Annotated in this window: 14 protein-coding genes; 2 read left to right on the forward strand and 12 right to left on the reverse strand. The window is 59.6% G+C overall.

The genetic code is table 11. The features are described from left to right. Positions 1 to 4: 4 nt before the first annotated feature. Both AB4N82_RS09530 and AB4N82_RS09535 read right to left on the reverse strand, forming a co-directional pair. Positions 5 to 589, reverse strand: coding sequence for a hypothetical protein (locus tag AB4N82_RS09530; protein WP_099601830.1), 585 nt, complete (start codon positions 587 to 589; stop codon positions 5 to 7). After that, positions 555 to 1319, reverse strand: coding sequence for an SURF1 family protein (locus AB4N82_RS09535; protein ID WP_095185321.1), 765 nt, complete (start codon positions 1317 to 1319; stop codon positions 555 to 557). The genes AB4N82_RS09530 and AB4N82_RS09535 overlap by 35 nt, the downstream gene beginning before the upstream one ends. Before the next feature lie 47 nt (positions 1320 to 1366). Between AB4N82_RS09535 and AB4N82_RS09540 the strand changes: the two genes are divergently transcribed. Next, positions 1367 to 1570 carry a twin transmembrane helix small protein gene (locus AB4N82_RS09540; RefSeq protein ID WP_032885073.1) on the forward strand — a complete coding sequence of 68 codons (204 nt, stop codon included), beginning with the start codon at positions 1367 to 1369 and terminating at the stop codon, positions 1568 to 1570. Between the two features lie 6 nt (positions 1571 to 1576). Here AB4N82_RS09540 and AB4N82_RS09545 read toward each other — a convergent pair whose 3' ends face one another. From AB4N82_RS09545 to coxB, 4 genes are all read right to left on the reverse strand, one after another. Next, positions 1577 to 2464: a cytochrome c oxidase subunit 3 gene (locus AB4N82_RS09545; protein WP_095185294.1), complete on the reverse strand. Its 888-nt coding sequence runs from the start codon at positions 2462 to 2464 to the stop codon at positions 1577 to 1579. A 35-nt stretch (positions 2465 to 2499) separates the two neighbouring features. Then, entirely contained in the window at positions 2500 to 3051 is a 552-nt protein-coding gene (locus AB4N82_RS09550) for a cytochrome c oxidase assembly protein (protein WP_032885075.1), read from the reverse strand. A 75-nt stretch (positions 3052 to 3126) separates the two neighbouring features. After that, positions 3127 to 4716 carry a cytochrome c oxidase subunit I gene (gene ctaD / locus AB4N82_RS09555; RefSeq protein ID WP_032885076.1) on the reverse strand — a complete coding sequence of 530 codons (1590 nt, stop codon included), beginning with the start codon at positions 4714 to 4716 and terminating at the stop codon, positions 3127 to 3129. 58 nt (positions 4717 to 4774) lie between these two features. Next, positions 4775 to 5902, reverse strand: a complete 1128-nt coding sequence (gene coxB, locus AB4N82_RS09560) for a cytochrome c oxidase subunit II (RefSeq protein ID WP_032885077.1) — start codon at positions 5900 to 5902, stop codon at positions 4775 to 4777. 368 nt (positions 5903 to 6270) lie between these two features. On the opposite strand from coxB, the gene AB4N82_RS09565 reads away from it, so the two are divergent. Then, complete coding sequence (locus AB4N82_RS09565; protein WP_095185293.1) at positions 6271 to 6918, forward strand: hypothetical protein; 648 nt, start codon at positions 6271 to 6273, stop codon at positions 6916 to 6918. Between the two features lie 129 nt (positions 6919 to 7047). On the opposite strand, the gene AB4N82_RS09570 is transcribed toward AB4N82_RS09565, so the two are convergent. The 6 genes from AB4N82_RS09570 to AB4N82_RS09595 form a co-directional block, all read right to left on the reverse strand. Further along, a complete protein-coding gene (locus AB4N82_RS09570; RefSeq protein WP_122764033.1) occupies positions 7048 to 8595 on the reverse strand; it encodes a SulP family inorganic anion transporter in 1548 nt (515 codons plus the stop codon). Between the two features lie 85 nt (positions 8596 to 8680). Further along, entirely contained in the window at positions 8681 to 9412 is a 732-nt protein-coding gene (locus AB4N82_RS09575) for a carbonic anhydrase (protein WP_032885083.1), read from the reverse strand. 228 nt (positions 9413 to 9640) lie between these two features. Beyond that, complete coding sequence (locus tag AB4N82_RS09580; RefSeq protein WP_095185290.1) at positions 9641 to 10699, reverse strand: PA0069 family radical SAM protein; 1059 nt, start codon at positions 10697 to 10699, stop codon at positions 9641 to 9643. A 70-nt stretch (positions 10700 to 10769) separates the two neighbouring features. Beyond that, the gene (locus AB4N82_RS09585) at positions 10770 to 12068 is read right to left on the reverse strand and encodes a cytochrome c (protein ID WP_122764032.1); all 1299 of its coding nucleotides are present in this window, start codon (positions 12066 to 12068) and stop codon (positions 10770 to 10772) included. A gap of 12 nt (positions 12069 to 12080) precedes the next feature. Continuing rightward, entirely contained in the window at positions 12081 to 13865 is a 1785-nt protein-coding gene (locus AB4N82_RS09590; RefSeq protein WP_032885087.1) for a GMC family oxidoreductase, read from the reverse strand. 2 nt (positions 13866 to 13867) lie between these two features. Continuing rightward, complete coding sequence (locus AB4N82_RS09595; RefSeq protein ID WP_122764031.1) at positions 13868 to 14620, reverse strand: gluconate 2-dehydrogenase subunit 3 family protein; 753 nt, start codon at positions 14618 to 14620, stop codon at positions 13868 to 13870. Positions 14621 to 14763 lie beyond the last annotated feature (143 nt).

The raw sequence follows: 14763 nt of genomic DNA on the forward strand, positions 1-14763 counted from the left end.
GCCCTTATCCGATGTTCGACAATTTCAGCAGGTGGCGCAGGTCGTTGAGCAGGTCCTTGCCCTTGACCTTGGCGTCGTAGCGCAGCACCAGGTTGCCGTGGGGATCGACGATCCACAGCTGCGCATCGCCCGGCGCGGCAGCGTTTTTGTTAAACGTCGAAAGGTCCAGTTGATAGCGCTGCAATTGCGGGTATTCGGCTTTCAGCTTGGCTTCGTAATCGGCACCGACCGGTTGCGCACCGGCCAACGCGTGACTGGCGCGCGAGGCATCGCGCCCCAGGCCGATCTGCAATTGCCGCGCGAGGTACACCAACTGCTGGCAATCGGCGGCGCAGGCGGCGGGCGCAGTCACCAGCAGTTGCCAGCGCAGTTCATCCGCCTGCACGCCGATATCGGCGCGGGTCTGGCCATTGCCGATCATCTCGCCGTGATAACTGCGGCTGTCCGGCACCCAGAACTGCAGCTTGTACATAAACGTGGCCAGCACCATCGGGCCGATCACCATCAGCAGGATCAGCAGCAGTTGCCAACGGCCTTTGCGCCGATCGGGCAGGTCAGACATGTTGAGTGGATTCGTGGCCGCTCCCATGGGGCTTCTCCTTCTTGTTATGCGATCCGAGATAGAGGTAAAGAACCAGCAGCGCCAGCGCCATGGCGAACCACTGCACGGCATAGGCCAGGTGTTTCTCCGGGCCCATGGCGACCACCGGCCAAGTCGTTTCGTAGGTACCGGGGCCGGCTTCAGCGCGCAGTTCGTAGGCAAAGCCACTGCGGCCCAACTCTGTCCAAAGCGCTGCGGGATGCAGCGCCGTGAGTAATCGCGGCCATTGCGTGGCTGCGGGGTCGGCATGCAGTTGGAAGGTTTCGCCAGGGGCGACGTACACCCACGCGTCAATATTCAACGGCTGCTCTGGTGTGGTGAAGGCGGGCGGTGTGCGGCGGTCCGGCCAGGGCAGCCAGCCGCGATTGAGCAGTAGCCACAGGCCGCTGGCCTGATCGTGGAAGGGTTGCAGCAACTCGACACCGGCCTTGCCATTGCGCATGCGATTGTCGAGCAAGACGCTATGGTCGGCGTCGAATTGACCGCGCAGATGCACACGGCGAAACGCCGGGTCTGCCGTGTCATTGAGTTGTTCACTGCTCATCGGCTCAGCCGCGCGGCGCTCGGCATAGCTGTCGAGCAACAGCTGCTTTTCATGCCCGCGCGACAGCTGCCAGCAACCCAATCCCACCATCAACGGCAGCAGCACCAACACCACCAATGTCGGCGCAATACCGGGGCGAAACTGTTTTATGGCGCTGGCTATACTTGTTTTCATTGCCCGCCGCTCTTCATCAATGCCCATCAAAATCCAGGAGCCAGACCATGCTCAAAGCAGCCATTGCCCTGATGCTGATCGCGACTGTTGTGAGCCTGTTCAGTGGCCTGTTCTTTCTGGTCAAGGACGAAGGCAACTCCAACCGCCTCGTCACTGCCTTGACCGTGCGTGTCGTACTGGCCGTGATCACCCTCATGCTGATCACCTGGGGATTTTTCAGCGGCCAGCTGGTTTCTCACGCGCCGTGGTAAGACGCCTCACAGTACGTAGACGAAGAAAAACAGCCCGATCCACACCACATCCACAAAGTGCCAATACCAACTGGCTGCCTCGAAACCAAACTGGTGCTCGGCGTTGAAGTGGCCACGCAGAATGCGCATCAGCATCACAAACAAAATGATCGTGCCGATGGTCACGTGGGCACCGTGGAATCCGGTGAGCATAAAGAACGTCGCGCCATACACACCGGAGCCCAGCGTAAGGCCCAGCTCTTTATAGGCATGGATGTATTCCTCGGCCTGGAACCCGAGAAACGCCAGGCCCAGCAGCACGGTAAGCGCCAACCAGATTTTCAGCGCGCCACGATGGCCCTTGCGCAAGGCATGGTGGGCGATGGTGATGGTCACGCTGGAGCTCACCAGCAGGATGGTGTTGACCAGCGGCAAGCCCCACGGGCTGATGGTGCCCTCGGGGGCGGGATAGAGTTTCGGGTCAGGGTTGTTGAGCAATGGCCAGGCAAATTCGAAATTCGGCCACAGCATGTGCGCGACGCCCTTTGAGCCTTCACCGGCCAGCCAGGGCGCGGACATGTGCCGCACATAAAACAGCGCACCGAAGAAGGCGATGAAGAACATCACTTCGGAAAAGATGAACCAGCTCATCCCCCAGCGAAACGAGCGGTCCATCTGCGGACTGTACAAACCCGCGCGGCTTTCTTTGATCACCGCACCGAACCAGCCGAACAACATATAGGCCAGCAGTAGCCCACCAACGAAAAAGATCCACGGGCCGTGGGATTCCGGGCGAGCGGCCTTGAGATCGTTGAACCACACGCCCAGGCCATACACGGTGATCAGCAGGCCAAACGTGGCAATTATGGGCCACTTGCTTTGTGCCGGTACGTAGTACGTATCATGATTCGACATGTATTCACTCTCCCGATTGAGGGGGCAAACAGTAGCTAGCCGCCGGTATGCAAAGCCACGGGCGGTTGGCGCGCAGTGATATCAAATAGCGTGTACGCCAGGGTCAAATGCTTCACATCCTTGGGCATGTCTCGATCGACGATGAAACGCACGGGCATCTCGATACGCTGGCCTGGCTGCAGCACTTGCTGGGTGAAGCAAAAACACTCGGTCTTGTGGAAGTACATTGCCGCTTCGGCCGGGGAAATACTTGGCACGGCCTGGGCGGTCATCGGCTTGTCAGTGGGGTTGTGGGCCACGAACAGCATCTCGGTCACAGCGCCTGGGTTGACCACCACCTCGTCCGCCTTGGCGTAGAAGTCCCAGACCATGTCGATGGCGTTTGTAGACAGGAACTGCACCCGCACCTGGCGCGTCGGGTCGACGATCTGCTCGCCTTCATACTGCCCGGCAGTCTTGCCGTTGATGCCAAACGCCTTGCACATCACGTCGTAGATCGGCACCAGGGCGAAACCAAAGGCGAACATCGCCACGACCATGACCAGCAGGCGAGTGACCAACCGTTTGAGGGGCAGGGATTCAGCCATGACACACCCCTGAAGCGAATGCGATCAATGCGTGAGGGGGCTTGCCGCCCTCACCGTTGCTGTGTGGCAACCGGTTCATTTGACCTCCGGCGGCGTGGTGAACGTGTGGTACGGCGCAGGCGAAGGAATGCTCCACTCCAGGCCTTCAGCGCCATCCCACGGTTTGGCCGGCGCCGGCGGGCCACCTCGAATGCACTTGATCACGATGAACAAAAAGAAGATCTGCGTGGCGCCAAACATAAACGCGCCAATCGACGAGACCATGTTGAAGTCGGCGAACTGCAGGTTGTAGTCCGGCACCCGACGCGGCATACCGGCCAGCCCCACAAAGTGCATCGGGAAGAACGCCATGTTCATGCCCACGAAAGACAGCCAGAAGTGCAGCTTGCCCAGGGTTTCGTCGTACATGTGGCCGGTCCATTTCGGCAACCAGTAGTAGGCCGACGCGAAGATCCCAAAGATCGCGCCGGGCACCAGTACGTAATGGAAGTGCGCCACCACAAAGTAGGTGTCGTGGTACTGGAAATCAGCCGGGGCAATCGCCAGCATCAACCCGGAGAAGCCGCCGATGGTGAACAGGATCACGAAGGCCACCGCAAACAACATAGGCGTCTCGAACGTCAGCGAGCCTTGCCACATGGTGCTGACCCAGTTGAACACCTTTACCCCGGTCGGCACGGCGATCAGCAACGTGGCGTACATGAAGAACAATTCGCCCACCAGCGGGATACCGACCACGAACATATGGTGCGCCCACACGATAAACGACAGGAACGCGATGCTTGCCGTGGCGTAAACCATTGAGGTGTAGCCGAACAGCGGCTTGCGCGAGAAGGTCGGAATGATCGAACTGACGGCGCCGAAGGCCGGCAGGATCATGATGTACACCTCCGGATGACCAAAGAACCAGAACACGTGCTGGAACAGCACCGGATCACCACCGCCAGCCGCACTAAAGAAGCTCGTGCCGAAGTGAATGTCCATCAGCATCATGGTCACGCAACCAGCCAGCACCGGCATCACCGCAATCAGCAGGAAAGCGGTAATCAGCCAGGTCCACACGAACAGCGGCATCTTCATCAACGTCATGCCCGGCGCGCGCAGGTTGAGGATGGTAGCGACCACGTTGATCGCGCCCATAATCGAACTGATGCCCATCAGGTGGATGGCGAAAATGAAGAATGTCACGCTTTCCGGCGCGTAGGTGGTGGAGAGCGGGGCGTAGAAGGTCCAGCCGAAGTTCGGTCCGCCGCCGGGGGTGAACAGCGTCGAGACCAGCAACAGGAAAGCCGCTGGCAACAGCCAGAAGCTGAAGTTGTTCATGCGCGGCAAGGCCATGTCGGGCGCGCCGATCATCAGCGGGATCATCCAGTTGGCCAGGCCGACAAATGCCGGCATCACCGCGCCGAACACCATGATCAGGCCATGCATAGTGGTCATCTGGTTGAAAAATGCCGGTTCGACAATCTGCAACCCGGGCTGGAACAGTTCGGCACGGATCACCATGGCGAACGAACCGCCCAGCAGGAACATCGTGAAGGCGAACCACAGGTACATCGTGCCGATGTCTTTGTGGTTGGTGGTCAGCACCCAACGCATCAACCCCTTGGCGGGGCCGTGGGCATGGTCACTGGTGTGTCCATGGTCATCGATCACAGCGCTCATGGCCGTTCTCCTGCAAACGAATGGGCGGGGCGGGGCGGCGCAAATGTAATGAGGGCTGTCATTTGCTTTCCGCCTGTTTGATGGCCAGCACGTCTTTTGGCGTGACCATGTCGCCTTTGTTGTTGCCCCAGGCGTTGCGCTCGTAGGTCACCACGGCGGCGATATCCACTTCCGAGAGCTGCTTGCCGAACGCGGCCATCGCAGTGCCCGGCTTGCCGTGATAGACGATGCTCAGGTGGTCGGCGGCCGGTCCGGTAGCGATTTTCGAGCCCTTGAGCGCCGGGAACATCGGCGGCAGGCCCTGGCCCTCGGCCTGGTGACAGGCCACGCAGGTGGTGTGATAAACCTTGTCACCACGGGCCACCAACTCTTCAAGGGTCCACTCTTTGGAGGTCAGTTCCTTGAGCTTGGCGGCCTCGGCCTTGCGTTCACCCAGCCAGGTTTCGTAGTCAGCCTTGGATTTGACCTCGACGACGATGGGCATGAAACCGTGGTCTTTACCGCACAATTCGGCGCACTGCCCACGGTAGATGCCGGGCTTCTCGACCCGAGTCCAGGCCTCGTTGACGAAGCCGGGAATAGCGTCGCGCTTGACCGCAAAAGCCGGCACCCACCAAGAGTGGATCACGTCAGCGGCGGTAACCAGAAAGCGCACTTTGGCGCCCACCGGCAGCACCAACGGCTGGTCGACTTCCAGCAGATAGTGCTCGCCCTTGGTGGCCTGGTTATGGATCTGCTCGGCGGGTGTGGCCAGGTTGCTGAAGAACTCCACATCCTGGCCCAGGTATTTGTAATGCCACTTCCACTGGTAGCCAGTGACCTGGATATCGATATCCGACTCACTGCTGTCGTAGATGTTGATCAAGGTCTTGGTTGCGGGAATAGCCATCGCGATCAGGATCAGCAAGGGCACGACGGTCCAGAGGATTTCCACGGTGGTGCTCTCGTGGAACTTGGCCGCGACCTGGCCGGTGGAGCGCCGGTGGACCATCATCGACCAAAACATGGCGCCAAACACGATGATGCCGATCACCACACAGATCCAGAAAATGGTCATGTGCAGATCGAACACAGCGTGACTGACTTCTGTTGCACCTGGCGCCATATTCGTTGTCCAGGCGGCGTGCGCCTGGCCGAATACTGACCACAACAGGAGGCCCATCCAAACGTGTGGATGTCGCATCATTGCGGGTTCCCCTTATCGTTCTTGTTATCCCGCCGGTTTGCACCTGCGTCGAAGGGAGCGGCTTCCATACTGCTTACAACCGCTTAGCCTTGCCTGCTTATGCAGTCTGGCGTCATCAGCTAATCGCGTACAAATCCGAGTATAGACAGGGTATGCAACCCCGCAATGTGTAGGGACAAATGAGGCAAAATGGCACGGCCGGAGCCAATGAAACCGGGAGCGGAATCGATTTTCCGACGAACGATGGCAATTCAATATAACGCCTGCGCATAACCATGAAATAATTATGACAAATGCGTCTTAGGCGCTCGTATAAACGAGCTAACTTAACCTCTCCCTTTTCCTACGCCTGCATCACTGGAGCCTTCATGAACACCGCCGCATTGCGCGAGCAAATTTCCCGTGCCCATCAACACGAAGCCACTACGGGCCAGCTTGCCCAGCAACTGGAAAAACAATTGCCGCACCTGCATTCGGCCATTGCTCTGGCTGAAGGTGATCGCAACGTTGTCATGGCGCGTTTTGTCACCGCCTACATCGACTTGGTCCCGGATTTGCTCGACGCGGCCAATGAAGTTGCCCGCGAGGCCGGTATCGAAAGCCAGATCAAGCCGGTGCTGAAGATTGCCGAGCATTTCTTCCTGCAACCGCCAGCTATTCTGGCAGGCCACGAAGGCCTGGACGGGCTGCTGGACGAGGCCTACCTGGCTCATCGTCTGGTGGAGGAAGTAAACGATCTGTATATCAAGCACTTCGGTCGGCCGTTGATTCCGGCGGATACCACCGTGGCTAACTTGATTGCCCATCAGTTGATCGGCGAAGCGTTTGCCAACCAACTGGATGAAGCCGTCCACCTGGCGGTGGATGAGATGCTCAACGAAGACAGCTTTGCGCTGGAGTCCGTCGAGGCGTACCGCGAGCAGTTGAAAAGCCCTGACACAGACGCCGCGTGGAAGCGCTGGCCGTGCCTGTCTCGGCAACTGGGGGTTGAATTGGCGCTGGATCAACCCGCCTGAATCCTGAGGTAGACGCAGAAAAAATGTGGGAGGGGGCTTGCTCCCGATAGCGGTGGCTCAGTCACATATGCTTAGACTGACACTCTGCTATCGGGAGCAAGCCCCCTCCCACATTTTGATCCGGCTTCATCAGCCGATTGATGGCGCCGAGCCGATTCCCGTCGTCGTCCTAACCCGGCCTTCGAGCCGGCGCTTCAACCCGCGCGCCTCAATCACCAACTTCGAGCCCTTCGCCGCATTCGCCCGACCCCATTCTTCCAGTAACTCCAGGCAGGAATGGTCGATATAGCTGAGGTTGTTGAGCGGCACATGCACCGTGGTCCCCGCAGGTACCGTCGACAGCACTTGGGTCAGCGCAGGCACTTTGAGAAAGGTCGCCGCTCCGGTCAGCCGTAGCTCCATCTCTCCATCCTGAGGCAGGTCAATCAGGCTGACTTTCAGCCGGGACGCCTTGAGCGCCAGTTTGACCAACGTGAGGCCAAAGCCCACCAGCACACCCGTCAGCAGGTCAGTAAAGATGATCGCCAAGGCCGTGGCCGCATAGGTAAACATCGGCATCCGCCCGTAGCGCCCCAAGGCCTTGAACGCCTTGACGTCTACCAGCTTGATCCCGGTGTACACCAACACACCGGCCAGGCTCGCCACCGGAATGCTTTGCAGCACGCTCGACAACAGCAACACGAAACCCAGCAACCACACGCCATGGAACATGGCAGACAGACGAGTGGTTGCACCCGCCTGGACGTTGGCTGAGCTACGTACGATCACGCCGGTCATCGGCAAAGCACCGACCAGGCCGCAGAGCATGTTGCCGACACCTTGGGCGGACAGCTCTTTGTCGAAGTCGGAACGCTGGCCATTATGCATGCGGTCGACAGCCGCGGCGGAAAGCAGGGTTTCGGCGCTGGCGATAAATGCCACTGCGAAGGCAGCGATCAGCAGTTGAGGATCGGCCAGGTTCAGCAGGTCGCTGGGGCGCAGCCAGTCGATGGCGTCAGCCAGGTTTTCCGGGACTTCCACGCGTTTGACCTGCAACGCCAGCACCAGGCTGGTGACCGTAGCCAGGCCGACGCCAAGCAAAGCGCCCGGCACAAACCGCAGCGGTTGCGGACGGAATTTATCCCAAAGGTACATCACCAGCATCGTCGACAGCCCAAGCAAACCCGCTTGCCAGCCAAGCCCGCCGCCAAGGGTCGGTATGGCTTCAGCCAGTGCAGCCGGGAAACCCGCCAGGTTGTCCAGCCCCGAAGGCTTGGGCGCACCGTCGAGCATCACATGAATCTGCGACAGCACAATCAACACGCCAATGCCCGCCAGCATGCCGTACACCACTGCGGGCGCTGTCACGCGGAACCAGCAGCCCAGGCGCAAACGTCCGGCCACCAGTTGCAGAAAGCCCGCCAGCAGCAGGATCGGGCCCAGCATCAACATGCCGTGCTGGCGCACCAATTCAAACACCAGCACAGCGAGACCCGCCGCCGGACCGCTGACCTGCAGCGGCGACCCCGCCAACCAACCCACCACCAGGCCACCGATGATCCCGGTGATCAGGCCCTTGGCCGGCGGCATGCCGGACGCAATCGCGATCCCCATGCACAGCGGCAGGGCGACCAGAAACACAACCACCGAGGCGAGCAGCTCCCGTGGCAATACAGCTTTCAATTGAGCAGCACGCATGATGACTCTCCCGAGGCATTCGCCGGGCGCGGTAAAGCCTGGCTGCATCCATGGCAGCCACCGCATTACCCGGCAGGGAAGTGTTCTAGAAGCGCGCTTTAGGCGTCGCTGAAGGGATCGGCCCGTCACCGCCCAACGGTCGGAACGCCGACTGGTCGGCATCGTAGGCGCGGATTTCGCTGGTCTCGATGTTGTAGATCCAACCGTGGATGAACAGCTGACCATTAGCCATGCGCGAAGCCACGGAAGGGTGGGTGCGCAAATGTTGCAACTGGGCGATGACGTTTTCTTCGGTGAGCACCTTCATGCTCTCGCCCTCGCTGGCGCAATCGCAGTTGTCATGGACCATGGTCTTGGCGACCTCGGCATGCCGCAACCAGGCTTTTACCGTCGGCATTTTTTCCAGGCTGTCGGGGTTGAGTACCGCCCGCATGGCGCCGCAATCGGAGTGTCCGCACACGATGATGTGCTGCACACCGAGGGCAAGTACCGCGTACTCGATGGCCGTGGAAACACCACCGTTCATTTGGCCGTAGGGCGGCACTACGTTGCCTACGTTACGGGTCACGAACAGGTCGCCAGGCGAGCTTTGGGTGATCAGCTCGGGCACGATGCGCGAGTCGGCACAGGTGATGAACATCGCTCGCGGGCTCTGGGCCGTGGCGAGTTTCTTGAAGAGTTCTTCCTGCTGGGGGAAGACGTCGTGATGGAAATGCAAAAAACCGTCAACGATATGCTTTAGCGCTGCATCGGCGGACTCCGCCACTTGAGAGGCTGAAGCCGACGCAGCCAACGGCTGTTTATCCTTATCACTCATGATTCATCCTCTTGATTAGTGCAGGGGGCGTGTTCAGGACAGTTCGACGCCCGGCCAGTGGAATAGTTGTAAAACTCCAATAACCCGGGTGTCGACTCATCAGTCACTCGCTGAGCAAGGTAACCGCCGAAACTTAACTCAAACTGAATGAACCGCTCTAGATCGCGTGTTTCAGTGATGTCAAAACGCGACTATTCCTACAAGAAAGGTGCGTTCTTCCTGATAAGTCTACAACAATGCCATCTGTCTGCCCGGCGGACAGAACGCCGTGCAATCCAGATTGAATCCTTCACGGCGATTGAGCCCCAGGCGTTTGATCGCCTTGCTGAAACGCTGGGCCAACAAATCAGCAAAAGGTCCTTCGCCCCGCATGCGCACACCGAAGCGGCTGTCATACACCTCGCCACCTCGCACCTGCCGCACCAGACTCATTACGTGAGCCGCACGCTGCGGGTAATGCGCCGTCAGCCACTCTTCGAACAACGGCGCCACTTCCAGGGGCAGGCGCAGCATCATGTACGCTGCGCTCTGCGCACCGGCGGCGTGCGCCTCGGTCAGCAGGCTCTCCAACTCACTGTCGTTGATCATCGGAATCATCGGCGAGCACAGCACACCCACGGGAATCCCCGCCTCTCGCATCACACGGATCGCTCGCAACCGCGCCTTAGGCGCTGCCGTGCGCGGCTCCAGGATGCGCTTGAGCTCGTCGTCCAGACTGGTGAGGCTGATCATCACCGCCACCAGACGCTGGCGGGCCAACTCGGTGAGCAGGTCGAGGTCACGCAGGATCAGCGAACCTTTGGTAATGATGGTCACCGGATGTCGGTAGCGCAGCAGCACTTCGAGGGTCTGACGCGTGATCTTGTATTCACGCTCGATGGGCTGGTACGGATCGGTGTTGGAACCCAGGTTGATCGGCGCACACACATAGCCCGGCTTGGACAGCTGCTGCTCCAGCACGTCGGCCGCATTGCTCTTGGCGATCAGCTTGGTCTCGAAATCCAGCCCCGGTGACATGTCCCAATAGGCGTGGCTGGGCCGCGCATAGCAGTAGATGCAGCCATGCTCGCAACCGCGATACGGGTTGATCGAGCGATCAAACGGCAGGTCCGGTGAGTTGTTGCGGGTGATGATGGTTTTAGCCGTCTCAATACGCACCTCGGTGCCTTGGGTCGGCGGTACTTCCTGATACCAGCCATCGTCCTCGGCCACGCTGACCGAAGGCGCAAAGCGGTTGTGTAGGTTAGTGGCCGTGCCCCGGCCACGGGGCGGCAACGGAGTAGACATGAATACGCCTCGATACTGTTTTTATATACAGTATCGAGGCGCAACGCTTCTGACCAGTGCCGTTTGGCGGTCAGTGTTTTTGCGTGACCTGCCCCAGGTCATCGCCCGAGGTGGTGCGCATATCGTTTTTACGCATATCAGCCACGTCGCTGGCTTTCACCGGCGCACCTTTATTGCCCCAACTGCCACGGATGAAACTGACTACGTCCGCCACTTCCTGGTCCGACAGGCGCCAGGCAAATGCCGGCATGGTGAAGGTCGATGGCGCCGCGTGAGTGGCCGGCAAGGTGCCGCCGTTCAACACGATGTTGATCAGCGAGGTGGCATCCGCCGTCTGCAATACCGGGTTGCCCGCCAGCGCCGGGAACACGCGTGTATAGCCATGGCCGTCGGTGCGGTGGCAGGCCGCACAGTTGTCGATGTACACCGACGCACCCGGCTGGCTGTCATCGCCTTTCCACAGCGCCTGCGCTACCTGCTTGTCGTACACATGCGGCTGGTCCTTGGGATCGACTGCAGGCAGGCTCTTGAGGTAACGGGCGATAGCGGTCAAATCGTCTTCCGACATGTACTGCATGCTGTGGACTACAACGTCGCTCATACCACCAAACACCGCGCTGCGATCACTGCGACCGGTCTTGAGGAATTGCACCAGTTGCTCCTCGCTCCAACTGCCAAGGCCGTCCTTGTGGTCGCCGCGCAGGCTCTTGGCGATCCAACCTTCCAACGGCGCGCTGCCGGACAGGAAGGCATCGCCGTCTGTGGCACTCAGGGCTTTTTCCTGCATGGTCAACGCACGGGGGGTGTGGCACGCGCCGCAGTGACCGAGGCCTTCCACTAGGTAAGCGCCACGACTTGTCACCGGGTCGGCACCTGCTACCGCTGGTGTGTCAGCCACTTCAGGGGCAAACATCCAACGCCACGCCGCCAACGGCCAACGCATGCTCAAGGGCCAGGGAATGTCGCTGTCCTTATTTGCTTGGGCGACGGGCTCCACGCCCTTCATGAAGTACGCATACAACGCCTGCATATCGCTGTCGCTGACACGCGCGTAAGACGGGTACGGCATCGCTGGGTAAAGCGTACTACCGCTCTTGGCGACGCCATGGCGCACGGCCTTGTCGAAGTCTTCGAAGCTATAGTCGCCAAGGCCGGTCTTGTCCGGGGTGATGTTGGTGGAATAGATCACGCCAATCGGGGTTTCCATCGGCAGCCCGCCTGCGAAGGGTTTGCCGCCCTTGGCGGTGTGGCAAGCCACGCAGTCACCGGCGCGGGCCAGGTATTCGCCCTGTCTGATCAGGTCGGTTTCGGCGGCGCTTATCGAGCAACTGCTGAGCAGCGCAAACGTGGCGATAACAAGTGCTTTCATGGTCATCGCTCCTTATGCCTGAACCAGTGGGCCGGGGTTTTTCAGGTACTGCTCACGGATCGCCCGGGCCGACCAGTAGGTCAGCGCCGCCACCAGGCCGGTAGGGTTGTAGCCCAGGCCCTGTGGGAAAGCGGACGCGCCAGGGACAAACACGTTGTGTACGTCCCAGCTCTGCAGGTAACGGTTCAACGCACTGGTTTTCGGGTCGGTGCCCATGATCGCGCCACCATTGAGGTGGGTGGTCTGGTAAGACGCAGTGTTGAAATGCTCACCGACTTTTTTACCAAGTACAGCGATGGCCTTGGGGTTCATCGCTTCGGCAACCTTGCCCATTTTCTCGACCATGAAGCGGTTCATCTTGATGTCGTTCTCCTGCCAATCGAACGTCATACGCAGCAGCGGCAGGCCGTAGGCATCGCGGTACACCGGGTCCAGATCGAGGTAGTTGCCTCGGTAGGATTGATGGGCACCGTGGGCGTCCATCGACACCTGATGGGTGTAGTAATCGGCAGTGGCGCGCTTCCACGCACTGCCCCAGGCCGGGGTGCCGGGCGGGTTGGACGTACCCGCAATCGGCCGACTGCCGGCCTGGTTGACCCACATCGGCGAGCCGCCCACAAAGCCGTGTGGGCCGTGGTCGAAGTTGTCCGCATTGAAGTCGTCCATCGCCACGCCATTACCGCCCGCGCCGATGAAGTTGTTGGTGTGGGTGTCCTTATCGAAGAAGGCCTTGATGGTTGCCATGTTCTGGTAAGCGAAGTTCCGGCCCACCACGCCTTCATTGGTAATCGGGTCGTACGGCTTGCCGATGCCCGACAGCAGCATCAGGCGCACGTTGTGAAACTGGAACGCGCCGAGGATTACCAAGTCCGCCGGCTGCTCGATTTCACGGCCCTGGGCGTCGATATAGGTCACGCCCGTGGCTTTCTTCTTGGTGCTGTCTAGGTTGACCTTGAGCACGTGGGAATTGGGGCGCAGTTCGAAATTCGGCACCTGACGCAGCGCCGGCAGGATGTTCACATTCGGCGAGGCCTTGGAGTACATGTAGCACACGTAGCCACTGCAAAAACCGCAGAAGTTGCACGGGCCCATCTGCGCGCCATAGGGGTTGGTGTAAGGCCCCGAGGTGTTGGCGGATGGCAAGTTGTAGGGTTTGTAACCCACATCGGCAGCCGCTTTCTGAAACAGCTGTGCGGAGACCGTATTTTTCTGCGCTTCCAACGGAAAAGGGTTGGAACGATCCGGCGCGTAAGGGTTGCCGCCACGGCCTTCACCCACCAACTGACCTTTAACGGTCCAAGCTTGGCCGGAGGTGCCGAAGACTTTTTCCGCATAGTCGAAGAACGGCTCCAGTTCTTCATAGCTGACGCCGAAGTCCTGGATAGTCATGTCCTTGGGAATGAAGTTTTTCCCGTAGCGTTCTTCGTAGTGGCTGCGCATGCGCAACTCGATCGGGTCGACACGAAAGTGCACACCTGACCAGTGAAGGCCCGCGCCACCCACGCCATTGCCCGGCAAAAAAGCGCCGAGCTGACGGTTAGGCAGGGCGACATCATTCACGCTATGGCGAATGGTCACCGTCTCTTTGGAAATGTCCTGGAAGAGTTTCTTACGCACGCTGTAGGTCAATTCGTCGATGACCTGGGGATAGTTACCGTCAGGGTACGTGTCCTGCATCGGGCCGCGCTCCAGCGCCAGCACGTTGAGGCCCGCTTCTGTCAGCTCCTTTGCCATGATCGCGCCGGTCCAGCCGAAGCCGACGATCACTGCATCCACTTTCTTCATGATGGTCGCCACGTTTATGCCCTCTCGCCACGGATGGAAACAGCCGGGAAGGGGTATTGCTCGTTGCGTTCCACCCAATCCATAAAGTCGGCGCGCGCGCCGGGGAAGCCGATCATGGTCCAGCCGACCATGCCCTTATTGCCACCGTGAATCGGGTCGCAGAAAAAGCCTTCTTTGGTGTTTTGCAGTAACAGGTTGAAGAAGATTTTCGGCGGTACGGTGTCGAAATGCGCCGCCACTTCGCCGCCACCAGCCTCCAGACGGCGCAGCATATCGTCTCGGGTAGCGCTGTCTTGCGCAGCAAAAGCTTTACCGTTGAAGGCTTTCGACCACGCATCCGTCGCAGCAATGCCCAGGCGATAAATTTCTTGGGGGACCAACTTGCTCTGCCAGCCCATCTCCGGCGGGGCGTCCGCGTTGAACGGACCTTGCATGTACCACAGCGCGCCGCTGGCGTACGGCGTGTTCATCTGACGGTCGATGTATTCCGGCACGCCTGCTTCCAGGGCACCTGGGCCTTGAGCATCTGCGGGGATCAAACGCTCGACGGCGGCGTTGATGAACGCCCATTCCTCAGCGGTGAAATAGCTCGGCTCGTAGGCCTTGTCGTTCTTCGCAGGTTTGGCCGGCGCGGCGTGGGCAGGCTCAGGCGTGGCCATCAGTATCGAGCCACCAAGGCCGGTACTCGCAACCGTGACCACCGGGATCAAGGTCAAGGATTTGCGCAAAAAATCACGCCGGGGGTTGTCTTGATCTTGATCAGACATGGGTGCACCTCATCATGTGGTCACGGGTTTATTCGGCCACTTCTGGGGAGCGGCTCGTCGGTATTTGGGCAATCAATAGTTACAAATGATAGCAGGCTAAGGATGTAGATTATGGATTCAGCGACCTAAGTCGAATAATTGCA

It is taken from the genome of Pseudomonas sp. H1_D04 (assembly GCF_054683855.1).

What these genes read in the sequence shown, in the direction of transcription:
- AB4N82_RS09575 (WP_032885083.1), bottom strand. Translation starts at nt 9,412, where the DNA reads ATGAGTGATAAGGATAAACAGCCGTTGGCTGCGTCGGCTTCAGCCTCT.
- AB4N82_RS09570 (WP_122764033.1), bottom strand. Translation starts at nt 8,595, where the DNA reads ATGCGTGCTGCTCAATTGAAAGCTGTATTGCCACGGGAGCTGCTCGCC.
- AB4N82_RS09545 (WP_095185294.1), bottom strand. Translation starts at nt 2,464, where the DNA reads ATGTCGAATCATGATACGTACTACGTACCGGCACAAAGCAAGTGGCCC.
- AB4N82_RS09550 (WP_032885075.1), bottom strand. Translation starts at nt 3,051, where the DNA reads ATGGCTGAATCCCTGCCCCTCAAACGGTTGGTCACTCGCCTGCTGGTC.
- AB4N82_RS09580 (WP_095185290.1), bottom strand. Translation starts at nt 10,699, where the DNA reads ATGTCTACTCCGTTGCCGCCCCGTGGCCGGGGCACGGCCACTAACCTA.
- AB4N82_RS09535 (WP_095185321.1), bottom strand. Translation starts at nt 1,319, where the DNA reads ATGAAAACAAGTATAGCCAGCGCCATAAAACAGTTTCGCCCCGGTATT.
- AB4N82_RS09540 (WP_032885073.1), top strand. Translation starts at nt 1,367, where the DNA reads ATGCTCAAAGCAGCCATTGCCCTGATGCTGATCGCGACTGTTGTGAGC.
- coxB (WP_032885077.1), bottom strand. Translation starts at nt 5,902, where the DNA reads ATGATGCGACATCCACACGTTTGGATGGGCCTCCTGTTGTGGTCAGTA.
- AB4N82_RS09530 (WP_099601830.1), bottom strand. Translation starts at nt 589, where the DNA reads ATGGGAGCGGCCACGAATCCACTCAACATGTCTGACCTGCCCGATCGG.
- AB4N82_RS09595 (WP_122764031.1), bottom strand. Translation starts at nt 14,620, where the DNA reads ATGTCTGATCAAGATCAAGACAACCCCCGGCGTGATTTTTTGCGCAAA.
- ctaD (WP_032885076.1), bottom strand. Translation starts at nt 4,716, where the DNA reads ATGAGCGCTGTGATCGATGACCATGGACACACCAGTGACCATGCCCAC.
- AB4N82_RS09585 (WP_122764032.1), bottom strand. Translation starts at nt 12,068, where the DNA reads ATGAAAGCACTTGTTATCGCCACGTTTGCGCTGCTCAGCAGTTGCTCG.
- AB4N82_RS09565 (WP_095185293.1), top strand. Translation starts at nt 6,271, where the DNA reads ATGAACACCGCCGCATTGCGCGAGCAAATTTCCCGTGCCCATCAACAC.